Source organism: Paracoccus sediminis, from assembly GCF_900188295.1.
GTDB lineage: Bacteria > Pseudomonadota > Alphaproteobacteria > Rhodobacterales > Rhodobacteraceae > Paracoccus > Paracoccus sediminis.
Window position 1 is genome coordinate 187,928 of record NZ_FZNM01000002.1, and the last position, 23,718, is coordinate 211,645.

23 protein-coding genes are annotated in these 23,718 nt (G+C 63.0%); 17 read left to right on the forward strand and 6 right to left on the reverse strand.

Going from position 1 to position 23,718, the window contains the following annotated elements; translation table 11 throughout:
• From mnmE to CHB77_RS03955, 5 genes are read left to right on the forward strand one after another with little or no spacing between them, the layout of a single operon-like run.
• Positions 1–1,266 (forward strand): tRNA uridine-5-carboxymethylaminomethyl(34) synthesis GTPase MnmE, encoded by a 1,266-nt coding sequence (mnmE, locus tag CHB77_RS03935; RefSeq protein WP_089386878.1) that lies wholly within the window; start codon positions 1–3, stop codon positions 1,264–1,266.
• Positions 1,267–3,135, forward strand: a complete 1,869-nt coding sequence (gene mnmG, locus CHB77_RS03940) for a tRNA uridine-5-carboxymethylaminomethyl(34) synthesis enzyme MnmG (protein ID WP_089386879.1) — start codon at positions 1,267–1,269, stop codon at positions 3,133–3,135. It abuts the gene before it with no gap.
• Positions 3,132–3,728, forward strand: a complete 597-nt coding sequence (rsmG, locus tag CHB77_RS03945) for a 16S rRNA (guanine(527)-N(7))-methyltransferase RsmG (protein WP_089386880.1) — start codon at positions 3,132–3,134, stop codon at positions 3,726–3,728. Before mnmG ends, rsmG begins: the two co-directional genes overlap by 4 nt.
• A complete protein-coding gene (locus CHB77_RS03950; RefSeq protein WP_089386881.1) occupies positions 3,715–4,500 on the forward strand; it encodes a ParA family protein in 786 nt (261 codons plus the stop codon). Before rsmG ends, CHB77_RS03950 begins: the two co-directional genes overlap by 14 nt.
• Entirely contained in the window at positions 4,500–5,399 is a 900-nt protein-coding gene (locus CHB77_RS03955) for a ParB/RepB/Spo0J family partition protein (protein ID WP_089386882.1), read from the forward strand. Before CHB77_RS03950 ends, CHB77_RS03955 begins: the two co-directional genes overlap by 1 nt.
• A 79-nt stretch (positions 5,400–5,478) precedes the next feature.
• On the opposite strand, the gene CHB77_RS03960 is transcribed toward CHB77_RS03955, so the two are convergent.
• The 5 genes from CHB77_RS03960 to CHB77_RS03980 form a co-directional block, all read right to left on the reverse strand.
• On the reverse strand, positions 5,479–7,659 hold the full coding sequence (locus tag CHB77_RS03960; protein WP_089386883.1) for a xanthine dehydrogenase family protein molybdopterin-binding subunit: 2,181 nt from the start codon (positions 7,657–7,659) through the stop codon (positions 5,479–5,481).
• Positions 7,656–8,624 carry an FAD binding domain-containing protein gene (locus CHB77_RS03965; RefSeq protein ID WP_089386884.1) on the reverse strand — a complete coding sequence of 323 codons (969 nt, stop codon included), beginning with the start codon at positions 8,622–8,624 and terminating at the stop codon, positions 7,656–7,658. The genes CHB77_RS03960 and CHB77_RS03965 overlap by 4 nt, the downstream gene beginning before the upstream one ends.
• Positions 8,621–9,145, reverse strand: a complete 525-nt coding sequence (locus CHB77_RS03970) for a 2Fe-2S iron-sulfur cluster-binding protein (protein ID WP_089386885.1) — start codon at positions 9,143–9,145, stop codon at positions 8,621–8,623. The genes CHB77_RS03965 and CHB77_RS03970 overlap by 4 nt, the downstream gene beginning before the upstream one ends.
• 76 nt (positions 9,146–9,221) lie before the next feature.
• Positions 9,222–10,148: a phosphatase PAP2 family protein gene (locus tag CHB77_RS03975; RefSeq protein ID WP_165456193.1), complete on the reverse strand. Its 927-nt coding sequence runs from the start codon at positions 10,146–10,148 to the stop codon at positions 9,222–9,224.
• A gap of 125 nt (positions 10,149–10,273) precedes the next feature.
• The gene (locus CHB77_RS03980; RefSeq protein ID WP_089386887.1) at positions 10,274–10,480 is read right to left on the reverse strand and encodes a hypothetical protein; all 207 of its coding nucleotides are present in this window, start codon (positions 10,478–10,480) and stop codon (positions 10,274–10,276) included.
• A gap of 158 nt (positions 10,481–10,638) precedes the next feature.
• Here CHB77_RS03980 and tpa point away from each other — a divergent pair, with 158 nt between their 5' ends.
• The 3 genes from tpa to CHB77_RS03995 all read left to right on the forward strand — a co-directional run bounded on the left by tpa (position 10,639) and on the right by CHB77_RS03995 (position 14,287).
• On the forward strand, positions 10,639–12,018 hold the full coding sequence (gene tpa / locus CHB77_RS03985; RefSeq protein ID WP_089386888.1) for a hypotaurine--pyruvate aminotransferase Tpa: 1,380 nt from the start codon (positions 10,639–10,641) through the stop codon (positions 12,016–12,018).
• A 504-nt stretch (positions 12,019–12,522) separates the two neighbouring features.
• Complete coding sequence (locus CHB77_RS03990; protein ID WP_089387154.1) at positions 12,523–13,221, forward strand: GntR family transcriptional regulator; 699 nt, start codon at positions 12,523–12,525, stop codon at positions 13,219–13,221.
• A gap of 103 nt (positions 13,222–13,324) precedes the next feature.
• Positions 13,325–14,287 carry a dihydrodipicolinate synthase family protein gene (locus tag CHB77_RS03995; RefSeq protein ID WP_089386889.1) on the forward strand — a complete coding sequence of 321 codons (963 nt, stop codon included), beginning with the start codon at positions 13,325–13,327 and terminating at the stop codon, positions 14,285–14,287.
• Positions 14,288–14,334: 47 nt separating this feature from the next.
• Here CHB77_RS03995 and CHB77_RS04000 read toward each other — a convergent pair whose 3' ends face one another.
• Positions 14,335–15,366 carry an Ldh family oxidoreductase gene (locus CHB77_RS04000; protein WP_089386890.1) on the reverse strand — a complete coding sequence of 344 codons (1,032 nt, stop codon included), beginning with the start codon at positions 15,364–15,366 and terminating at the stop codon, positions 14,335–14,337.
• Between the two features lie 257 nt (positions 15,367–15,623).
• Here CHB77_RS04000 and CHB77_RS04005 point away from each other — a divergent pair, with 257 nt between their 5' ends.
• The 9 genes from CHB77_RS04005 to CHB77_RS04045 all read left to right on the forward strand — a co-directional run bounded on the left by CHB77_RS04005 (position 15,624) and on the right by CHB77_RS04045 (position 23,707).
• Positions 15,624–16,433, forward strand: coding sequence for an ABC transporter substrate-binding protein (locus tag CHB77_RS04005; protein ID WP_089386891.1), 810 nt, complete (start codon positions 15,624–15,626; stop codon positions 16,431–16,433).
• A 61-nt stretch (positions 16,434–16,494) separates the two neighbouring features.
• Positions 16,495–17,160 carry an amino acid ABC transporter permease gene (locus tag CHB77_RS04010; RefSeq protein WP_089386892.1) on the forward strand — a complete coding sequence of 222 codons (666 nt, stop codon included), beginning with the start codon at positions 16,495–16,497 and terminating at the stop codon, positions 17,158–17,160.
• 12 nt (positions 17,161–17,172) lie between these two features.
• Entirely contained in the window at positions 17,173–17,826 is a 654-nt protein-coding gene (locus CHB77_RS04015; protein WP_089386893.1) for an amino acid ABC transporter permease, read from the forward strand.
• Complete coding sequence (locus tag CHB77_RS04020) at positions 17,819–18,541, forward strand: amino acid ABC transporter ATP-binding protein (RefSeq protein WP_089386894.1); 723 nt, start codon at positions 17,819–17,821, stop codon at positions 18,539–18,541. Before CHB77_RS04015 ends, CHB77_RS04020 begins: the two co-directional genes overlap by 8 nt.
• A gap of 1 nt (position 18,542) precedes the next feature.
• On the forward strand, positions 18,543–19,778 hold the full coding sequence (locus CHB77_RS04025) for an NAD(P)/FAD-dependent oxidoreductase (RefSeq protein WP_089386895.1): 1,236 nt from the start codon (positions 18,543–18,545) through the stop codon (positions 19,776–19,778).
• Complete coding sequence (locus CHB77_RS04030; protein WP_089386896.1) at positions 19,775–20,779, forward strand: 4-hydroxyproline epimerase; 1,005 nt, start codon at positions 19,775–19,777, stop codon at positions 20,777–20,779. Before CHB77_RS04025 ends, CHB77_RS04030 begins: the two co-directional genes overlap by 4 nt.
• A gap of 78 nt (positions 20,780–20,857) precedes the next feature.
• Positions 20,858–21,427 carry a TRAP transporter small permease gene (locus tag CHB77_RS04035; RefSeq protein ID WP_242626520.1) on the forward strand — a complete coding sequence of 190 codons (570 nt, stop codon included), beginning with the start codon at positions 20,858–20,860 and terminating at the stop codon, positions 21,425–21,427.
• A complete protein-coding gene (locus CHB77_RS04040; protein WP_089386897.1) occupies positions 21,427–22,695 on the forward strand; it encodes a TRAP transporter large permease in 1,269 nt (422 codons plus the stop codon). Before CHB77_RS04035 ends, CHB77_RS04040 begins: the two co-directional genes overlap by 1 nt.
• A gap of 25 nt (positions 22,696–22,720) precedes the next feature.
• Complete coding sequence (locus CHB77_RS04045; protein ID WP_089386898.1) at positions 22,721–23,707, forward strand: TRAP transporter substrate-binding protein; 987 nt, start codon at positions 22,721–22,723, stop codon at positions 23,705–23,707.
• Positions 23,708–23,718 lie beyond the last annotated feature (11 nt).

Consider the following 23,718-nt stretch of genomic DNA (forward strand, 5'->3'; position numbering starts at 1 on the left):
ATGGAACTGATCTTTGCCGAAGCCACCCCGCCTGGGCGGGGTGGCGTTTCCATTCTTCGCATCAGCGGCGACGGAGCCAGATCCCTCGCCGAGCGGCTGGCAGGGCCTTTGCCTCAGCCGCGTCACGCCTATTTCCGCAAGATTGTCGTGAATGGGGAAATGCTGGACCAGGGGTTGGTCATCTGGTTCGAATCCGGGCAAAGTTTCACGGGCGAGGAGGTGGCCGAGCTTCAATTGCACGGCGCGCCCGTGATTTTTCGACGCATGCACCAGATCCTTTTCTCGCAAGGGTTGCGCCTGGCCGAAGCCGGGGAATTCACACGCCGGGCGTTCTTAAACGGCCGGATGGATCTGTCCGAAATTGAGGGGCTTGGAGATCTTCTGAGCGCCGAAACCGAATCGCAACGCTTGATGGCCCTTCGGACAAGCAACGGCGAACTTGCCCGCAAGGCGGATGATTGGCGAACGCTGCTGATCAGGGCGGGAGCCTTGGTGGAAAGCAGCGTCGATTTTGCCGATGAAGATGTGCCCGACGATGTCCCGCTGGAGGTATTCGACCTGCTGGCGCGATTTCGGGACGAGCTGGACTGCCAGATCAACGGCTATGGTGCGGCCGAACGGATCAGAAATGGCTTCGAGGTGGCCATTGTCGGACCGCCGAATGCCGGCAAGTCCAGTCTGCTGAACCGTATTGCACGACGCGACGTGGCCCTGGTTTCGGACATGGCGGGCACCACCCGAGACATCATCGAATTGCGGCTTGACCTGCGGGGGCTGGCTGTCACGATGCTGGACACGGCAGGATTGCGCGAGACGCAGGATGGCATTGAAGGCCTTGGAATTGAACGCGCCCGATCACGGGCAGCGGCTGCGGATCTGAGGGTTCATTTGTCTTTGGACGGGAACGTGGACGGAGCACTGTGGCATCCAGAGGATCTGATCGTCGCCAGCAAAGCGGACTTGGGATTTACCGGCATCGGCCTGGCTGTATCGTCGCTGACCGGACAGGGTCTTGATCGCATGTTGGACGTTGTTTTCGAAAAGCTGTCGCATATGGCAGCGGGCGCACAGTTGGTAAGCCATGAACGACAGCTTGCTGCATTGACCGATGCCCGGGCGGCCTTGACGATCGATTCCAAACTTCCTGCGGAATTGATCGCGGAATCCATTCGTAATGCCTCAACGTCGTTGGATCGTTTGCTTGGCAGAATCGGCGCAGAGGATTATCTGGATGTGATCTTCACATCATTCTGCATTGGGAAGTAGGTGTTTCACGTGAAACAATATGATGTGGTCGTCATCGGTGCGGGTCATGCTGGACTGGAGGCCGCGTCGGCCTCGGCCCGCGTTGGGGCGAAGACTGCGCTTGTCACCATGCGCAACACCGATATCGGAACCCTGTCCTGCAATCCCGCGATTGGTGGACTGGGCAAGGGGCATCTGGTCCGAGAGATCGATGCCCTTGATGGCCTCATGGGACGTGTTGCCGATGCTGCTGGCATCCAATTCCGATTGCTGAACAGAAAAAAAGGACCGGCAGTTCAAGGACCCCGCGCGCAGATGGATCGGGGGATCTATCGTCAGGCTGCTTTCAAGGCGGTCTCGGCAATCGCTTCCCTTGATATCGTGATGGGAGAGGTATCGAGCCTCATGGGGAATGACGCCGCCGTTACGGGCATCGTCCTTCAGGACGGGACGATCATCCCGTCAGCGGCTGTGATACTTACGGCAGGCACATTTCTGAATGGCGTGATCCATATCGGTGATGTCACCAAGCCGGCCGGGCGTTGGGGCAATGACGCATCCAATTCCCTGGCCGCAAGCCTTCGCAAATATGACTTACCCTTGGGCCGCCTGAAGACCGGCACCCCGCCCCGGCTGGATGGTCGGACGATCGATTGGGACCGGCTTGAAATGCAGCAAGGCGATGACACGCCGGTGCTTTTTTCCTATCTGAGCCAGGGAATTCAGGCAAGACAGATCGCCTGCGGTATCACCCATACCAACGTCCGAACCCATGACGTGATTAGTCGGAACCTCTCTCGCTCGGCGATGTACGGTGGTCATATTGCTGGTCGGGGGCCACGGTATTGCCCGTCCATCGAGGACAAAGTAGTTCGTTTCTCTGACAAGGATTCTCACCAGATTTTTCTTGAACCTGAAGGATTGGACGATCACACCGTCTATCCCAACGGGATTTCAACCTCGTTGCCAGCGGATGTCCAAGCGGAATATGTAAGCACAATCAATGGCTTGGAACAGGCTGTGATCCTTCAGCCGGGTTACGCCGTGGAATATGATTATGTGGATCCCCGTTCTCTTGATGCGACCTTGCGGCTAAGGTCGATATCGGGTCTGTATCTGGCTGGGCAGATCAATGGGACAACGGGATACGAGGAGGCAGCGGCCCAAGGTCTTGTCGCGGGGTTGAATGCTGCCTTTTCAGCCACGGGTCGGGACAGCGTTATCTTTAGCCGAACAGAGAGCTATATCGGCGTGATGATCGATGATCTGACGACGCATGGGGTCACCGAACCCTATCGGATGTTCACCTCCAGGGCGGAATTCCGGTTGTGTCTTCGCGCTGACAATGCCGATCAGCGGCTGACTCCTTTGGGCAAAAAGCTGGGTTGTATCGGCAAAGATCGGTTGGATGCTTTTACGGAACGTCAGGAAAAATACGAAAACGCTCGCGCCAAGCTGGAGACTGCAACCTTTACGCCCTCGGTATTGCTGAGGACGGGGATCTCTGTCAGACAGGATGGGCAGATGCGTTCCGTGTTTGGACTGATGGGCCAACCGGATATCGGCCAGCATCAACTGGAACATCTTTTCCCAGAAATCAAAGACATTGAAGACCAAACGCTTCGGCAAATTGCAAATGATGCCCTGTATCATCAGTATATGGATCGGCAGACAAGGGACGCGCAAATGCTGCGCGAGGATGAATCAATCGTTCTGCCAAGCGATCTGGATTACTCCAGCCTCGCTGGATTGTCGCATGAGTTGAGGGGCAAGTTGATTGCCCACCAGCCGGCCAATCTTGCCGCCGCCGCCCGAATCGAAGGAATGACTCCGGCTGCTCTGACCCTGCTGGTGGCTGCCAGTCGTTCGCGGTCAAGGCGGCAAGCATGATTGTTTCACGTGAAACATCGGACCGCCTAGAGTTGTATGGACAGTTGCTGACGCGATGGAACGAACGGATCAATCTGGTCAGTTCAGCCACCATCGCCGATTTGCAGACCCGCCACATTGGTGATTGCTTGCAGCTTGTCGAACTCAACGATGCTAAAATCGGAACCTGGGTGGACTTTGGAAGTGGCGGAGGTCTTCCCGGAATGGTCCTGGCCATTGCCATGGCTGACACCGACATGCAATTTCTTCTGGTTGAAAGCGATCGACGCAAGTCGGCGTTTCTGCAAACGGTGGTTCGGGAAACCGGCCTGAAAAGATGCACGGTCATTGCCGACCGGATCGAGAATCTGCCTCCATTGAACGCGTATCGTGCTAGCGCGCGTGCCCTTGCCCCATTGTCGCAGCTTGTGGCATATCTGCATTTGCACATGGCACCGACCGGAAAGGCATATTTGATGAAAGGCCGTCGCTGGCAGTCTGAGGTAAAGGACGCCGAAATCGATTGGCGTTTCGATTATGCTTCTCATTCCAGCAAGACCGAAGAAGGTGCGGCGATCTTGGAAATAAGCGGAGTGTCACATGGCACAGTATAGCATCGTCGCAATTGCCAACCAAAAGGGCGGGGTAGGGAAGACCACCACCGCGATCAACCTTGGCGCCGCGCTTGCGATGGATGGTCGGCGGACGATCTTGATCGACCTCGATCCTCAGGGAAATGCATCGACCGGCTTGGGGATCGATATTGGACAGCGCCATCACACTGTCTATGATCTTTTGGCGGGGCCTGAGACATTGTCCGAATGCATTGTGCCGACCCGGATACCAAACCTGAGCATCGTTCCGGCAACGTCGGATTTGTCGTCCGCCGATGTGGACCTGGCCCAAGCCAAGGATCGGACCCAGTTGTTGCGCCGAAAACTGGGCGACGCTCCGGAGGGCGCGGTGATCCTGATCGACTGCCCACCGGCCTTGGGGTTGCTGACAGTCAACGCCATGATCGCGGCGGATGCGGTTCTTGTCCCTTTGCAGGCAGAGTTCTATGCCCTAGAGGGCCTGTCGCAGCTTTTGACGACCGTAAGGCATGTCCGGCAAAGCGGGAATCCCGACTTGCGTATAAATGGTGTCTTGCTGACCATGTCAGATTACCGCAACAACCTGTCCCAGCAGGTCGAAGCGGATGCGCGGGCCACCTTGGGGGATCTGGTCTTTCCGACGGTCATTCCCCGGAACGTCCGGGTCTCCGAGGCGCCGTCCTTCGCGCAGCCCGTCCTGCTTTACGATCCGAGTTCCAAGGGAAGCCTTGCTTATCGCAAGTTCGCCGCCGAATTTGCCGTTCGCCTGAAACCTGCAAAAGAGGAAGCGTGATGTCCGATAACAAACTGGCAAAGCGTGGATTGGGTCGGGGACTTTCAGCCTTGATGGCGGATCTGGATCTGGATGGGCCGGTCGATGCAAAGCCTGTAAAGGATCGGACCTTGGTGCCGATCGAGCAGATCATTGCCAATCCTGACCAGCCGCGCCGCAGTTTCGACCAGACGGCCTTGCAGGAACTAGCGGAATCGCTGCGTCAGCGGGGCGTCTTGCAGCCCTTGATCGTTCGCAGGCATCCCAAGGACGAGGGGTTGTATCAGATCGTCGCCGGTGAGCGTCGTTGGCGTGCGGCGCAGATGGCCCAACTGCATGAATTGCCAGTCATCATTCGCGATCTGTCGGATACCGAAGTGCTGGAAGTGGCGATCATCGAAAACATTCAGCGGGCCGATCTGAATGCTATCGAGGAGGCCTCTTCCTTTCGGCAGTTGATGGACCGTTTCGGGCATACCCAGGAAAAACTGGCCGAAGCCTTGAACAAGAGCCGCAGCCATATCGCGAACCTGTTGCGTCTTCTCAACCTGCCGGAACAGGTTCAGGACCACTTGAAGGAAGGAAAGCTGACCCAAGGTCACGCACGGGCATTGATTACCGCGGATAATCCCACAGCCTTAGCGCGTCGGGTTATCGAACAAGGCCTTTCGGTGCGCGAAACCGAAGACATGGTGCGCAGTCAAGGCAGATCGGCACTAGACGGAAAACCCGGCAAAAGGCGGCAGACGGACAAAGATGCCGATACCAGGACGCTCGAGGCCGATCTTTCCGCCCAACTGAAAATGGCCGTGACAATCGACCATGCATCAGGTGGCTCTGGCATTGTGAATATCGCCTATGCCAATTTGGACGATCTGGAACGCTTGTGCCAGATTCTCGGTGCCGCACCGAAAGGTTAATGATACAAGTTATTGATTAATATTAATAAAATTATCGTAGATTGCATTACAGGCCGGATCGACCGGCCTGCCGCATCGTTCATGCTCTTGCTTCAAGACCAGCGATGATCTTGTCGGGCGTAGCAGGCAGGTCGCGGACCCTGATACCACATGCGTTGTGGATCGCGTTCAAGACCGCTGCTCCTGCGCCGCAGATGCCAAGTTCACCCAGGCCCTTGGCTTGCAGCGGGCCGACATAGGCATCCCTTTCCGACAGGAAATGCACCTCGAGACCCGGAACATCGGCATGGCAGGGAATATGATATTCGGCTAGGTCGCGGCTGACGGCATGTCCGTCACGGGAATCGTGTTCCATCGCTTCGGTCAGGGCGATGCCAATGCCGAAGGTCATTCCGCCCAGGCATTGCGATCGCGCGGTTTTCTCGTTCAAGACCCGCCCGCAGGCAAAGACGCCCATCATGCGGCGCACACGAACTTCTCCGGTCCACCGATTGACGGCAACCTCGGCCCAGTGGCTGCCCCAGGTCGCTTGGCGGACGGACTTTTCGGTCTTGCCCGGTTCCAGATGACCTTCGCCGGTCAGGCTGCCGTCAATCAGTTCGGACAAGGATCTGGCGATGTTTCCGGCGCGGGCCATGCCATTCTGCAAGGTCAAGTCCGGTTCATCGCAACCCATTGCCTTGGCGATCTGGCGGCGAATGTCCTCGCAGGCCAGATAGACGGAATTGCCGCTGGAGGCGGCGCCAAAGGATCCTCCGGACCCGGACGATGGCGGAAAATCGGTGTCGCCCAATTTGACCTCGACCCGATCCACCGGAAGGCCAAGCATTTCCCCGGCAAGTTGACCCAGTATCGTATAGGTTCCGGTGCCGATGTCGGTCATGTCTGTTTCCACGATGGCCTGGCCGTTCTGAAGCAGCGTGACCTTGGCGCGGGATTCGACCAGCATGTTGACCCGGACCGCGGTGGCCATTCCCATGCCGATCAACCATTCGCCCTCGGCGCGTTGTCCGTTAGGGCGGCGGTCGGACCAACCGAACCGTTGCGCGCCGTCGCGCAGGGCTTCCGCCAGCTTGTGGCTGGAAAACGGACGGCCGGTGACAGGCTCATCCTCGGGAATGTTGCGCAAGCGCAACTCGACCGGATCGATGTCGGCAGCCTCGGCCAGTTCGTCCATGGCGCATTCGAAGACGGTGACACCGACGGCTTCCCCCGGCGCGCGGACCGAACCGGCGCAACCGCGATGAATGCGGGCGACCGCATGAACGATCTGCCGGTGGGCAGCCTCATAGGTGAACGGCGTGGCCTGGGTGACGGGCTCGGAAAATTCGCTGCCCGGCAGGTTCGACACCAGAACGTCATGCCCGATGCCTGTCAGCCGTCCGTCGGGATCGCAGGCAAGGCGGACACGCTGGCGGGTTTCGGACCGGCGATGCGCCAGATCAAAGACCTGCTGCCGCGTCATGGAGACCTGAACCGGGCGGTTCAGTTCCTTGGCGGCAATGGCGGCGGCGACCGCTTCGGCATTGATCCCCAGCTTGGATCCGAAGCCGCCCCCGACATAAGGCGCCAGCAGCCGCAGCTTGCTGGCGCGGATGCCAAGCGCGTCGGCCATTTGCGCCCGGTTCGACGACAGCATCTGCAATCCGGCCCGAATTGTCACGCGGTCGCCATCCCATTGCGCGATGGCCGCATGAGGTTCCATGGCCGCCGCCCCATGGGACGGCGTGTGCCAGACCGCATCGACGCTGACGGCCGCAGTCGCCATGGCCCGATCCAGATCGCCGGCCGATGCCTGTTTCTGCGGCGGCAGTTCCGGCGTAACCGCATCGGGATTCACCGGAACGTCCTCGGCCGCATAGCGCACCATCAGGTTCTGCGCCGCATGGGTCGCGGCCTCGAAAGTGTCGGCGACGACCAAGGCTATGGCCTGACCCATGTATTCGACCTGATCGGGACCGGATTTCGGGGCCTTTTGCGCCTGACCCTGCGCGGCATAGCGCACCATCCGTTTGTCCTGGATCACCGCAAGGGCGCCGGGGGCGTCGCCGATGTCCAGCACCTTGCCTGCCGGAACCGAGGCTTGGACCAGAACGCCATAGGCCAGGTTCGCGGGCCGGGCCTCGGCGGCATAGGCGGCGCGGCCGGATACCTTCAGCGGCCCTTCCAGGCGGTTCAGCGGCTGCCCCAGCACGCCTTGCGCCATGTGATCCAGCCTGTCGTCATGGTTCGGGCCATCGACCCGCAGATGCCGTGTCATGCCGTGGCCTCCATTCCGGTTGCATCGCGCAAGGTCGCGATCAGGCTGCGTCGCAGCAGAGGAATCTTGAACTTGTTTTCGCCTTGTCCGCGCGCGGGGCGCAGCAGCAGATCGGCCGCCTCGGCGAACAGGGCATCCGAGGGTTCGCGCCCGGTCAGCAGCCGTTCGATGTCGGGATCGCGCCACGGCTTTGCGGCCACCCCGCCAAAGGCAAGGGCCGCATGGTTGATCGTGCCGCCGTCCAGGCGGATGACCGCCGCCACGGACACAAGCGCAAAGGCATAGGACGCCCGGTCCCGCACCTTGCGGTACCGATGCTGCCCGGCGACCGGAGCGGGAAGAACAACGGCGGTGATGAGGTCGCCGGGTTGCAACGCCGTCTCGATATGCGGGGTATCGCCGGGCAGTTGATGGAAATCGGCCAACGGAACGCGGCGGGGCGAGGGTCCGTCGATTTCCACCACGGCATCCAACGCACGCAATGCGACCGCCATGTCGCCCGGATAGGTGGCGATGCAGTGATCCGAGGCCCCCAGGATCGCGTGATTGCGCGTCACGCCGCCCATGGCTGCACAGCCCGCGCCGGGATCCCGCTTGTTGCAGGCCATCCGGCGGTCATAGAAATACGGGCAGCGGGTTCGCTGCATCAGATTTCCGCCGGTCGTCGCCATGTTCCGCAATTGTCCGCTGGCTCCCGCCAGCAACGCGCGTGATAACACCGCATAATCGCGTCGGATCGTCGGATGCGCCGCAAGATCGCTGTTGCGGACCAGGGCGCCGATCCGCAGTCCATCGCCCTCGGCTTCGACCCGGTCGAGATCCAGCCGGGTAATGTCCACCAGCGATTCGGGGGCCATCACCTCGTGCTTCATCAGGTCAAGCAGGTTGGTGCCGCCGGCGATGATGGTGGCGCCCGCCGGCAAATCCGCAACCGAGGCGGCGCGGTGAAAGCTGAATTCCCTCATGCCGCGTCCTCCTGCCGGCTGCCGTCCCGTCCTGCCTGGCGGATGGCGGCAACGATGTTGGGATAGGCGGCGCAACGGCACAGGTTGCCACTCATCCGCTCGGCGATTTCGGCATGGGTCAGGTCGAACGGCCCGTCCAGGCTGTCCGATGCGTGGCTAGGCCAGCCTGCCGCGATCTCCTCCAGCATCGCGGTGGCCGAACAGATTTGTCCCGGTGTGCAATAACCGCACTGAAACCCGTCGTGGTCCAGAAACTGCTGTTGCAACGGCGACAGGTTTCCGGGCGTGCCGATGCCCTCGATCGTGGTAATATCGGCATCTTCGGCCATACAGGCCAAGGTCAGGCAGGAATTGACGCGCCGTCCGTCCATCAGGACGGTGCAGGCGCCGCACTGGCCGTGGTCGCAGCCCTTTTTCGTGCCGGTCAGGCCAAGATGATGGCGCAGGACATCCAGAAGGGTGGTGCGCGGGTCCACGTCCAGATGATGAGACGTGCCGTTCAGGTTGAGCGTGATCTTCATGGATACCCCGATGCTGGCGTGGCGGCTGGCAAGGTCTAACGGTCCGGGACGGCGCTGCGTTCCCGGCCGCGGCGTCCTAGCGCATGGCGATGTTCCGTCCGCCCATGTCGCCAAGATTCTCCTGCACGGTCTGGGCATGTCTTTCGGGAACGTCCACCGACACCTTGATCGTTCCCGCCAGGGGCGCGTCGGTCATTGCGCCATCCTTGTCCGCATCCCCGCCCGAATGCTTTGTGCCGACCGTGTTTTCCGCCCCTTCGGCCTCGGCAAAGACATCGGTGCGGTCGATTCCATGTTGCTGGACCAGATGCTCGATGGCGCGGTCGGCGGCTTCGCGGGTGTCGAAACTGGCGGACACGGAACGGGTGGCTTGGTCTGACATGATCGTCCTCTGACTGGTGTGGTGGCATTCTGTCCCCGGCAGCACGCGGTCCACCACCCGCGCCGAGGCAAAGCCCAACGCGATCCCGGCCAGGACGTCGATGGGATAATGCTTGGCGCGCGGTATCTGGACGCCCGCGATCAAGGCGGCCATGCCCAGGGCGGGAAGTGCCAGATCGGGTTTGTCGCGCGACAGAATGGCCGCGACCGCGACTGCGCCGGCGGTATGACCCGATGGAAAGGACGTATCGTGGCCGCCCTGCGTTTCCCCCGCCTCGAACCGGTAGCTGCGATTTCCGACGATTTCCTCGGGTCGGGTACGGCGGACCCGGTTCTTGATGCGGCGCTTGACCAGGTTGGCCAGGACATGCGCGGCCATCATCCGGGTGCCCAGGTGCAGCACATCGGGGCGGTCGGCGACCAGTCCGCCAGCCATCACGGATGCGCAGACGATCCCCAGCGGAATCTGGTCGGCCACATCGCTGAGAATACCCAGCGTGCTGACGACCGGATGATGGCGATGCCGGGCTGCGGATTTTGCCGCCTCGACATCCGCGCGTTCCAACCCGTCCGAGGGGACATCCGGATCGTCCGGTGCATGAGGGGAATGAGGATTTGACATGCCTTGGTAACGGACGGCGCACACGGCGGTTCCGGCGTCTGGAACAAATCCGCCTTTCGGGCGGCAAGGCGACGCCCCAGAAAACGTGTTTGCGGAAAGGGCCGGGGAAATCCCCGGCCATGTTCTCATTCGCCGCCGTTGGTGGCGCGGTCGTTCTGCCGGGCGCGGCGATCGCCCGCCTCGCGGTTCTGTCCGCCCGCATTCGGCTCGTTGGACCGCTGCATCTGCTTGGGATTCAGAACCGGATCGGCATTGCCCATCTTGTTCTTTTGCGCGCCCCGCTTGACGGCATCCTTTTCGTTCTCGGCCTTGGGGTCGAATGTCTGTGCCATGTCGGCTCCTCCTCTGATGGTCGAGGATCAACCGTCGGGGGCGGGGGTCCGTTCCCGGAAAGGCTTCCTCTTGCCTTTTGCGGGGGATCTGGCTTTCGTGGGATCCAGCCCGTGCCGGACATGATGAACACCGGCCCCACCCGTCCAAGGAGTTCCCCATGTCCCTCGATCTTCACCCGAACGACCTGTCCCATGTGGTCGCCGCCGACCGCGCGCATGTCTGGCATCACCTGAGCCAGCACAAGCAGTATGAGAGCGCCGATCCGCGCGTCTTCGTGGAAGGCAAGGGGATGCGGCTGTGGGACACGAACGGGCGCGAGTATCTGGACGCGGTGTCGGGGGGCGTCTGGACGGTCAACGTGGGGTACGGCCGGGAAAGCATCGCCAACGCCGTGCGCGACCAGCTGGTCAAGCTGAACTATTATGCCGGGGCGGCGGGCACGGTGCCGGGCGCGCTGTTTGCTGAAAAACTGATCGCCAGGATGCCGGGGATGAGCCGGGTCTATTATTCGAATTCCGGGTCCGAGGCCAACGAGAAGGTCTACAAGATGGTCCGCCAGATCGCCGCGCGCCAGCATGGCGGGCGGAAATGGAAGATCCTGTACCGCGACCGCGACTATCACGGCACCACCATCGGCACGCTGGCGACGTCCGGACAGGACCAGCGGGCCATGCAGTATGGCCCCTATCCCGACGGCTTCGTCCGAGTCCCGCATTGCCTGGAATACCGCAAGCAATGGGATGTTGCGAACTATGGCGAACGCGCCGCCGACGCCATCGAGGAGGTGATCCTGCGCGAAGGCCCCGACACCGTGGGCGCCATCGTCCTGGAACCGGTCACGGCGGGCGGCGGCGTCATCACCCCGCCCGAGGGTTACTGGCCGCGTGTCCAGGAGATCTGCCGCAAATACGACATCCTGCTGCACATCGACGAGGTGGTCTGCGGCTTGGGCCGCACGGGCACCTGGTTCGGCTATCAGCATTACGGGATCCAGCCCGACTTCGTGACCATGGCCAAGGGCGTGGCCTCGGGCTATGCGGCGATCAGCTGCACGGTGACCACGGAACGGGTGTTCGACATGTTTAAGGACGACGCGTCCGACCCGATGGGCTATTTCCGCGACATCTCGACCTTTGGCGGCTGCACGGCGGGGCCGGTCGCGGCCTTGGAAAACATGCGCATCATCGAGGACGAGGGGCTGTTGGAGAACACCACGGCCATGGGCGAGCGGGTGTTGTCGAACCTGCGCGCCTTGCAGGACCGGCACCCGGTCATCGGCGATGTGCGGGGCAAGGGCCTGTTCTGCGGGGCGGAACTTGTGGCGGACCGCGCCACCAAGGAACCGTTGGATGAAAAGCGCGTGCAGGCTGTCGTCGCCGACTGCATGGGCCAAGGCGTCATCATCGGCGCCACCAACCGGTCGCTGCCGGGGTTGAACAACACGCTGTGCCTGTCGCCCGCGCTGATCGCCACGCCGGACGACATCGACCGCATCACCGATGCCATCGATGGGGCGCTGACAAGGGTGATGGGGTAAAGACGGCCCTGTGGAACGGCGCCTGGACATCCCGGATCCTCGGCCAGCCGGTCGTTGAGACTGTACGCCCAGATCGTTTTTCCGGTGTGCCGCCCACAGGATCGAGGTCCACGGACCCTGCAATCCTGCCGCGCGGGCGGACGCCGCGCGAATGCCGAGGCGTCGATCTGGTTTGGGGCGGCGGCCGCACCGGCAGGCGCCGCGGCGTTGAAACCGTTCTGAAAGGCCAGCCTGATCCCGGCCCGCCGGCCGGATCGGGGAGTTGCGCGGCAAGGAACGCGGCATCCTGAACGATCCTCATGCGGAAGCTTGTCCAGAACGCTGGCAATGCCGGCGCATCCGAGCCGAACTGCCGCGGCGGGGACAGGTCAGCGAACGGCCAGGCGGCCCTCATGCCTACCCGCCGCATCATTCGTCTTGCAGGAACGAAAGCGCATTGCAGCTTTTGCAGGCCTAAAGTATTCTTCATGTCGACAAAAGGTTTTTGACGTATTGGAAACGGCGATGCTGGAAACCGAACCTGTCCCCGAACGCCGCCGCGGTTCGGGGGTCAAGATGGTCTACGATCAGTTGCGCGACGAAATTCTGGATCTGGTTCTGCTGCCCGGCAGCCTGATCGACGAGGTGCAGCTTGCCGAACGTTTCGGCATGTCACGCACACCGATCCGAGAGGCCCTGGTCCGCCTTTCCAGCGAAGGCCTGGTCGAGACCTTGCCAAATCGCTCGACCATGGTCGCCAACATCGATTTCCTGAATCTTCATACCTTTTTCGATGCCCTGACGCTGATGTATCGCGTCACCACGCGCCTCGCGGCCCAACACCACCGGCCCGAGGATCTGGTCATTCTGCGCGATCATCAGCGCCGCTATGCCGACGCCGTCGGCGCCCAAGACGCCTTGGCGATGATTTCCACGAACCGCGCCTTTCATGCCGCCATCGCCGAGGCCGGGCGCAATCCCTATTATACCAGCCTGTTCCTGCGGCTGCTGGACGATGGGCGAAGACTTCTGCGTCTCTATTACCAATCCTTCTCCGATCAGCTGCCGCGTGAATACGTGGACGAACACGAGGCCATCATTTCGGCGATCGAAGCCCATGACATCCCGCTGTGCGACCGGTTGGCGGCAAAACACGCCGATCAGATCGTGCACCAGATTCAGCGGTTCCTGGCACGGGACCAGCGTCAGCAGATCCAACTCTAGCACGGCCTACAGTTTTGTTGTCGACAAATAAAATGCAATCCTTAAGATGCCGATCACGAGAATCGGCATTTTAATCACCTCTGCCATCGACACGAGGATCGCGATGAACATCGACATATTCACGGGCGTCATTCCGGCGCTGATGACCCCCTGCAACGCCGACCGCAGCCCGGATCACGACGCCCTGGTCCGCAAGGGACAGGAACTGATCGCGGCAGGAATGTCGGCGGTGGTTTACTGCGGTTCGATGGGCGACTGGCCGCTGCTGACCGACGAACAGCGGATGGAAGGTGTCGCACGGCTTGTTGCGGCGGGGATCCCGGTGATTGTGGGAACGGGCGCGGTGAACTCGGCGTCGGCCGTGGCGCATGCCGCACATGCTCGGAAGGTGGGCGCCGCCGGCTTGATGGTGATTCCGCGGGTTCTGTCGCGCGGCCTTTCCGCCACGGCGCAGCGCAACCATTTCAAGGCCATCCTGGCTGCCGCGCCCGACACTCCGGCGGTCATCTACAACAGCCCCTATTACGGGTTTGAAACCAAAGCCGATCTTTTCTTTGCCCTGCGTGCCGAGCACCCGAACCTGGTGGGCTTCAAGGAATTCGGCGGCGCGAAGGCCATGACCTATGCCGCCGAGCATATCACGAGCGCCGACGACGGCGTGGTGCTGATGGCGGGCGTCGATACGGGCGTCTATCACGGTTATGTCAGATGCGGCGCCATCGGGACCATCACCGGGATCGGCAACGTCATCCCCAAAGAGGTCCTGCACTTTGTCGCCCTGGCCAAGGCGGCGGCCGCAGGGGATCTGGATGCCCGTACCCGCGCCCAGGAACTGGGCGAAGCACTGGAGGTGCTGTCGTCGTGGGACGAAGGAACCGATCTGGTGCTGTACTACAAGCACATGATGGTCTTGCAGGGGAATCCGGAATACGCCCTGCACTTCAACGAGACGGACGAACTGACGCCCAGCCAGCGCGGTTGGGCCGAACGGCAACTGGCGCAGTTCAAGGCCTGGTATGGTGCATGGAGCGCGCTGCCCGGCGCCGTGCAGGCCTGCAAGATGTGATCGACCGGCGCCCAGGCCCCCTGCCGCGCAGGGGGCCGTTCCGGGGATCAGCGGATCGCGTCCAGTCCTCGGGCCATCAGGTGGTCAAGCTGCGCGCTTTCGGCGTCGGAAAGGACGATACCGTCGGCATTGGCCTTGTCCCTGGCGGCAAAACGACGCTGCGACGGCAGGCGCGCGCCTTGGCCCTGGATCGCCTGGAACAGCCGTTCCGCTCGTGCAAACGGGTTTCCGGGTCGTCCCGCGGCAAACTGATCGGGCGAAAGAGCCAGGATCAATTCCCCATGGAAGGGGGCCAGGGCCGTGGTGCCCAGATAGTCCAGAACCTCGGGACTGGTCAGATCCCCGATCATGATTCCCGCCAGCAGTTCGATCATCGTGCCGATGGCCGAACCCTTGTGGCCCCCGAACGGCATCATGGCCCCGGCCAGGGCGGCTTGCGGGTCTGTCGTGGGCCGGCCCGCCTCGTCCATGGCCCATCCTTCGGGCAGGGGCTTTCCGGCACGGCGGTGCAATTCGATCTCGCCCCGCGCTGCGACCGAGGTGGCGAAATCGAACACATAGGGATGACGACCGGGCCGGGGCCAACCGAAGGCCATCGGGTTTGTCCCAAGCAGGGGACGGTTGCCTCCGGCCGGCGCGACGGTGGCATAGCTGGGGCACATCACCAGCGCGGCCAGACCGTGTTCCGTCAGGGCTTCGACCTCGGGCCACAGGGCGGCAAAATGCGTGCAGTCATTGACCACCATGGCCGCCAGCCCCAGTTCGGCGGCACGTTCCACAAGCAGGGGCAAGCCGCGGTCGAAGGCCGCATTGGAAAACCCGCCGCGGGCGTCCACGCGGACAATGGCGCCGTTGCCGGCAGGATGGGCCACCGGATCGGCATCGCCCCGGACCTTTCCGGCCTCAAGGGTCCGCAGCACACCCTCGATCCTGTAGATGCCATGGGATTTGCAGCCGTCCCGTTCACCCGCGACGATGACGCGCGCCAGGGGCGCCGCCTGGCCAAGGCTCATTCCTGCCGCAAGAAAGATTTGCTCGACCTGCCGGGACAGGTCTTCGACTGAAATGGCGTGTGTCATCACCGCATCCTTCCGCTGGGCTATATTTCTGCATACATAAAAAATACATTTTAGGAAAGAGGGGTTTCCGTAATCCTGTTCTTGGACGGATCAAGGCTCTGGTCCGGCACCCAGCCCTCAGCGTGAACTCGTGGACTTTTTGTATACTGATTGTATTTTTAATTTGCTCCATCTGCGTTTCTTGTGAATACTAGGGCCAGGAATCGGCCGCAAAAAGGCCGACGCGCATCAACACGCGCACCAACAGGAGTAGGGTCATGACGAAAACGACATTTGCATTCGGTTTGCTTGCGGCCACCGTCGCCATGGCGGCGCCGTCCCATGCCGACAAACTGGACGACATCATCGCCTCGGGCACGCTGCGCTGCGCGGTCGTGCTGGACTTTCCTCCGATGGGGATGCGCGACGAAAGCAACAACCCCGTCGGCTTCGACGTCGATTATTGCAACGATCTTGCCGCCGCGCTGGGCGTGACGGCCGAGATCGTCGAGACACCTTTCCCGGAACGCATCCCGGCGCTGATGTCGGGCCGTGTTGATGTGGGCGTCGCCTCGACCTCGGACACGCTGGAACGCGCCAAGACGGTCGGCATGTCGATTCCCTATTTCGCCTTCGAGATGGTGGTGACCGCGAATGACGCCGCGGGCATAACCTCGTTCGAGGGAATGAAGGGCAAGACCGTGGGCGCCACCGCTGGCACCTTCGAGGCCATTGCGCTGGAAAAGCAGGTCACCGAATGGGGCGAGGGCACCTTCCGCCCCTACCAGACCCAGGCCGACGTGTTCCTGGCGCTGAGCCAGGGCCAGATCGACGCGACCGTATCCACCTCGACCGTGGCGCAGGCCAATGTCAAAAGTGGCAATTTTCCCGGCATCGCGGTCGCGGGCAGCGCGCCCTTTGACATCGATTACGTCGCGCTGTTCACCAACCGCGAGGAATACGGGCTGCTGAACTATCTGAACCTGTTCGTGAACCAGCAGGTCCGCACCGGCCGTTATGCCGAACTGTATGAAAAATGGGTCGGCGGCGATCTGCCCAGCCTGACGGTCGACAACGTTTATCGCTGACGACCGGGGGCGGCGCGGCACGCGCACCGCCCCACGCTTTCCGGCTATCGCAGGACGGCCCATGTTCAACTATACCTTTCAATGGAAGCAGGCGCTGGCCCGGCTTCCGCAGATGCTGGACGGCGCGCTTGTCACCATGCAGATCGCCCTTTTGTCGATGGCGATCGGGATCCTGCTGGCGATCGTGCTGACCATGTTCCGCCTGTCGGGGATCCGCGTGCTGTCGGCCATCGCCCGCACCTGGGTCGAGATCGCGCGCAACACCCCGGCCCTGTTCCAGATCTACATGGCGCATTTCGGGCTGGGCAGTTTCGGCATCTACCTGTCGCCCTTTGCGTCGATCTTGCTGGGGATCACCTTCAACAACGCGGGCTATCTGACCGAGAATTTCCGGGGCGCGCTGAAGGCCATCCCCGACACCCAGGCCCGCGCGGCGCGGTCGCTGGGCTTTCCGCAGGCGGGGGCCTTTCGATACGTCGTGCTGCCGCAAATGCTGCGGATCGCGTTCTTGCCGATGACCAACCAGATGGTCTGGGCGATCCTGATGACCTCGCTGGGGGTCACGGTCGGCATGAACAGCGATCTGTATGGCGTCACCCAGGATCTGAACGCGCTGACCTTCCGCACATTCGAACTGTTCGCCCTGGCCGCCGTGATCTTCTATGTCATCACCAAGGCCATCACTCTGGGGGCGCGGCTGATCGCCGCCCGCCTGTTCCGGTATTGAAGGGGGCTGGCCATGTTCGACACCGCGCTGACCTCCGCCGATTTCGCCTTTCTGGCCCGCGGCGCGGGCGTGACGATCCTGGTCACGCTGATCGCGGTCATTGCCGGGACCGTGCTGGGCATCGTCTTCGGCGTCTTTCGCTATCAGGTCGGCCCCCTCTGGGCGGCGCCGCTGACCTTCGTTCTGGACGTGTTCCGGTCGATCCCGCTCTTGATCCAGCTGGTGCTGGCCAATGCCTTTCTGGGCACCATCCTGCGGCTGAACCTGTCGGGCTTCACGGTGGCCTGCATCATCCTGTCGCTGTACACGGCCGCGTTCTGTTCGGAAATCGTGCGCGGAGGAATCGAGGCCGTGCCGATGACCACCCGCCGCGCGGCGCGGTCGCTGGGCATGAGCTGGGGCCAGGACATGTGGTCCATCGTGCTGCCGCTGGCCACGCGCGTGGCCCTGCCGTCCTGGATCGGGCTGGCGCTGGGGGTGATGAAGGATTCCGCGCTAGTCTATATCGTGCAGGTGACGGAACTGCTGAAATCGACGCAGATCCTCATCACCCGGTTGCAGGAACCGCTGCTGTTGCTGCTGATCTGCGGCGCCTTCTACTTCGTCATCTCGTTCCCGCTGGCCCGGCTGGGCGGCTATCTGGAAAAACGGTGGTCCCATGATTGAGATTGAAAACGTCCGCAAGTCCTTCGGGACGCTGGAAGTCCTCAAGGGCATCGACCTGACCGTCCAGAAGGGCGAGGTGGTGACGGTCATCGGCGGGTCGGGGTCGGGAAAATCGACCCTGCTGACCTGCATCAACGGGCTGGAGCCGATTGATTCCGGGCGCATCCTGGTGGACGGGACCGAGGTTCACGCCAAGGCCACCGACCTGAACAGGCTGCGCCGCAAGATCGGCATCGTCTTTCAGCAGTTCAATGCCTTTCCGCACCTGACCGTGCTGGAAAACGTGATGCTGGCCCAGGTCAAGGTTCTCAAGCGGCCCAAGGCCGAAGCCGAGGCCGAGGCCGTCAAGCAACTGAACCACGTGGGGCTGGGCGACAAGCTGGCGGTCTATCCCTCGCGCCTGTCGGGCGGCCAGCAACAGCGCATGGCGATCGCCCGCGCATTGGCCATGTCGCCCGGCTACATGCTGTTCGACGAGGTGACGTCGGCCCTGGATCCGCAACTAGTGGGCGAGGTTCTGGACACGCTGCGGATGCTGGCCCGCGAGGGGATGACGATGATCTGCGTCACCCACGAGATGAAATTCGCGCGCGAGGTGTCCGACCGCGTGGCGTTCTTCCACAAGGGGGTCATGGCCGAGATCGCGCCTCCCGACCATTTGTTCGGCGCGCCAAGGGATCCCGAATTGCAGAAATTCCTGTCGGCCACGCACTGAGATGGCCACGCGGGACGTGATCGTCATCGGCGCGGGCGTGGTCGGCCTGTCCGCCGCCCTGGCGTTGCGGGCGCGCGGCGTTCCGGTCACGGTGATCGACCGCGAAGGCCCCGCCGCAGGCGCTTCGGCCGGGAACGCGGGGGCCTTTGCCTTTACCGACATCCTGCCGCTGGCCTCGCCCGGAATCATGAAAAAGGCGCCCCGCTGGCTGCTGGACCCGCTGGGACCGCTGTCGGTGCCGCCCGCCTATGCGCTGCGGATCGCGCCGTGGATGTGGCGGTTCTGGCGGGCCTGTTCGCCTGCGCGGGTGGCGGAATCGACGCGCGGCCAGACCGCGCTGATGGATCTGTCCAAGGTGGAATTGGAACCCTTTCTGGAGGCCACCGGAACGCAGGCGATGCTGCGCAAGGATGGCAACCTTCAGGTCTATGAAGGGCAGGCGGAATTCGACGCGTCCCTGCCGGGCTGGCAGGCGCGGGCCGACCACGGCATCGCCTTCCGCCACCTGACGCCTGAGGAGATGACCGAAATCCAGCCCGGCCTGTCGCCGCGCTTCAAGCGCGGCACCTTCACGCCGGGCTGGTATTCCATCGCCGACCCGCGCGATTACACCCTGGCGCTTGCCGAACGGTTCCGCGCGAATGGCGGCAGGATCGTCATCGCCGAGGCGACCGGGCTGACCGAGGACGGCGTCGTCACCGCCAACGGGCCGATGAAGGGCCGGGTGGTGCTGGCGGCGGGGGCGTTTTCCCACCGGCTGGCGCGGACGCTGGGCGTGCGGATCCCGCTGGAAACCGAACGGGGCTACAACACCACGCTGCCCACGGACGCCTTTGACCTGCGCTGCCAGGTGACGTTCGGCGGGCACGGCTTCGTCGTGTCGCGGCTGTCGTCGGGCATCCGCGTCGGCGGGGCGGTGGAACTGGGCGGGCTGGACCTGCCGCCGAATTTCAAACGGTCCCAGGCGATGCTGGACAAGGCCGCCGCCTTCCTGCCCGGCCTGCGCACCTTTGGCGGGACGCAATGGATGGGGTTCCGCCCGTCCCTGCCCGACAGCCTGCCCGCCATCGGCCCGCTGCCCGGCCATCCGAACGTGACCTGCGCCTTCGGCCATGGCCATCTGGGCCTGACCCAATCGGCGGGCACCGCGCGGATCGTGGCCGATCTTGCGACCGGCGCCCCGCCCCCCATCGACCTTGCGCCCTTTTCCCCGGCGCGCTTCGGAAAACGGACATGACCCAATACATCTTTCCCTGCATCGACGGCCACACCTGCGGCAACCCCGTCCGTCTTGTCGCGGGCGGCGCCCCCCGGCTGGAGGGCGCCGACATGCTGGAAAGGCGCGCCCATTTCCTGCGCGACTTTGACTGGATCCGCACCGGCCTGATGTTCGAACCGCGCGGCCACGACATGATGTCGGGCGCGATCCTGTATCCCCCCACGCGGCCCGATTGCGACGTGGCGGTGCTGTATATCGAAACCTCGGGCTGTTTGCCGATGTGCGGCCACGGCACCATCGGCACCATCACCATGGGAATCGAGAACGGCCTGATCCTGCCCCGCACCCCCGGCCGCCTGTCCATCGAGACGCCCGCCGGCAAGGTGGACATCGAATACCGCCAGGACGGCCGCTTTGTCGAGGAAGTGCGCCTGACGAACGTGCCGGGCTTCCTTCACGCCGAGGGCCTGACCGCGCGGGTCGAGGGGCTGGGAGAGATCGTCGTGGATGTGGCCTATGGCGGCAATTTCTATGCCATCGTCGAACCGCAGGCGAATTTCCGCGACATGGCGGACCATACAGCGGGCGAGCTGATCGGCTGGTCACTGACGCTGCGCGCGGCGCTGAACGCGAAATACGATTTCGTCCATCCCGAACATCCCGCGATCAACGGGCTGTCGCACATCCTGTGGACCGGCCGGCCGACCCGACCGGGCGCCCATGCGCGCAACGCGGTCTTTTACGGCGACAAGGCCATCGACCGGTCGCCCTGCGGCACCGGAACATCGGCCCGGATGGCGCAGTTGGCGGCCAGGGGCGCGCTGGCCGTGGGCGACGAATTCCATCACGAATCCATCATCGGCAGCATCTTCAAGGGCCGTGTCGAGGCCGCGACGACCGTGGCGGACCGCCCGGCCATCATCCCGTCCATCGCCGGATGGGCCCGCCAGACCGGCCTCAACACCATCTTCATCGACGCCGACCGCGATCCCTTCGCCCACGGCTTTGTGGTCCGATAGGCCCGCGCCCATCGCCGCCATGTCACAGGAGCCCGCCATGCCCATGACCGACCCCTGCGCCGCCAGCCGGTGCTGTCCGTGATCCGGCTGTCGGAAAGCCTGCTGGCCGTCGAGCAGGTCGCCGTGGCCGTCCTGATGACGCTGCTCAGCGGCGCCATCCTGTTGAACGTCATGACCCGGTACCTGGGGATGCCGCTTTACTGGATCGACGAATTCGCGGTCTATTGCATGGTCTGGATGACCTTCATCGGCGCCTCCACCATGGCCCGGCTGCGGCTGGATTTCGCGGTCACGATGCTGACCGGACGGCTGTCCCCGCGGACCGCGCGCGCGGCGCAGGTGGCGGCCACGCTGACCGTGGTGCTGTTTGCCCTGTCCCTCGCGGTCATGTGCTGGCTGTGGTTCGATCCGCTGGGCCTGGCGCAAGCAGGCTTTGACGGGCAGGCCTTCGCGGGCCGGACCTTCAACTTCATCTATACCGAACGCACGCAGACGCTGAACTGGTCCACCTGGGTTCTCTATCTGATCCTGCCGATCTTCGCGCTGTCGATGATCGTTCACGGGATCGCCAACCTGCTCGAGGATACCGGCGCCGCGCCGCGCGTTCAGCGCACGGCGATGATGAACGCGGACGAGGCGGTGAACTGATGCTGACCTCTGCCGCCTTTCTGGCCGTGATGCTGGTGGGGGTTCCCATCGGGCTGTGCCTTTGCGTGGCCGCCATCGCTTTCGTCCTGACCAGCGGCAACCCGATCTTGTTTCAAAGCTATCCGTTGCAGATGTTCAACGCGGTCGACAGCTATGGGCTGATCGCCATTCCGCTGTTCATCCTCATCGGCGAGCTGATGAACGCGGGCGGCATCACCGCGCGGATCGTGGCGATGGCGATGGCGTTCGTCGGATCGCTGCGCGGCGGCCTGGCCTATGTGAACGTGATCGCGAACATGTTCGTGGCCTCGATCCTGGGTTCGGCCACGGCGCAGGTCGCGATCATGTCCCAGATCATGGTTCCCGAAATGGAACGGAAGGGCTATGACAAGGATTTCGCGGCCGGTCTGACCGCCTATGGCGGCATGTTGGGATCGATCATGCCGCCCTCGGTCATGTTCGTGGTCTACAGCGTGATGGCGCAGGTATCGGTGTCGGACATGCTGATGGCGGGACTGGTGCCCGGCATTCTGCTGACCGCGCTGTTCTGCATCGTGACCGCCATCATCGGCCATCGCCAGACATTCCCGCGCAGTGCGCCCCAGACCCTGCGCCAGCGTGCGGCAACCGTCTGGGCCGCGGTGCCGTCGCTGGCGATCCCCGTCGTCATCGTCGGCTCGATTTTCACCGGCCTTGCCAGCGCGACCGAGGCGGGGGCCATCGGCGCGGTCATGTCGCTGTTCGTCGGCCGGTTCTGGACCCGTCAACTGTCCTTGGCCGAACTGCCCCGGATCATGACCCGCGCAGGCCTGTATTCGGCGATCGTGCTGTTCCTGGTCGTCGCGGCCGGGGTGCTGTCATGGATACTGGTGTTCGGGCAGGTGCCGCAGCGGGTCGCAGGCTGGATCCAGGGCGTCGCCGGGAATCCGGTCGTCTTCATGCTGCTGGTCAACGTGATCCTGCTGGTCATCGGCACCGTGATCGACGGCATTCCCGGCCTCATCATGACCGTGCCCATCCTGCTGCCCATCGCGACCGAGGTGTATGGCATCGACCCGCATCATTTCGGAGTGGTGGTCGTCATCAACCTGGTGCTGGGACTGCTATCGCCCCCGGTGGGATTGTGCTTCTTTGTCGCGGCGGCGGCGACCGGCGCCAATCCGGGGCGGATGTTCTTGATTACGATGCCTTTTTTCCTGATTTCCTCCGTCCTGCTGGCGATCCTGTCGGTCTTTCCCGCCCTTTCTCTTATTCTCGTCGGCCCTTAGAAACCATCCACACAGGAGCCTCGCCATGCCGAAACTGTCCCGTCGCCATCTTCTTGCCGGTGTCGCCGCCCTGCCGCTGGCGGCGCCGGTGATTGCACGCGCCCAGACCCGACAGCTGCGCCTTGGCGTCATCACGCCCGTGGGCCATTCCTGGAACGACGCGGCGATACGGCTGGGCGAGGTGCTGTCCCAGCAGACTGACGGGCGGCTGACGGTCGGCGTCTTTCCTTCGGGGCAGTTGGGCAACGAACCCGCCATGATGCAGCAGTTGCAGTCGGGCGCCTTGGACATGGGCATCATCCAGGCCGCCGAACTGGGATCGCGCGTGGACCACATCGCCGCGATCAACGCCCCCTACCTCGTGCGCTCGACCGAGGCGGTGGCCAGGCTGGTCCGTCATCCCGCGGTGTTGAAACTGTTCGACGTTCTGCCCCCGCAGACGGGCACGATCGGCCTTGGCTGGGCGATCACCGGGATGCGGGCCGTCTTTGCGGTCGATCCCATCGACAGCATCGCCGGGCTGAACGGGATGAAGCTTCGCATCAACCCCACCCCGGTCTTTCGCGATTTCTATCAGTCGCTGGGCGCCGCGTCGACGCCGATCTCCACCCCGCAGGTTTTCGACGCGATGTCGAACGGGCAAGTCGATGGACTCGAGGCGGATATCGAATTTTCGTGGAACCAGCGGTTCGACAAGGTGGCCAAGTCGATCCTGCGCATGAACGCCGTGTTCATGCCGGCCGCCGCCGTCGCCTCGGGCCGGGTCTGGGCCGCGCTCCCCCCCAAGGACCAGGAGGTCATCGCCGCCTCGGTCAGGACCGTTCTGGACGAGCAGATCGACAGCCTTGTGAGCGAGGAGCCTGCCCTGATCGAGAATTTCCGCGCGACCGGCATCGCCATGCACGACATCCCGGTCGAGGACACCACCGCGATCGTCACCGAGTTCGACCGGATATGGCTGCCCAAGGCCCCGGTGATCGAACAGTTGCGCGCCATCGGCGCAACGCTGTGATCGACGGCGCC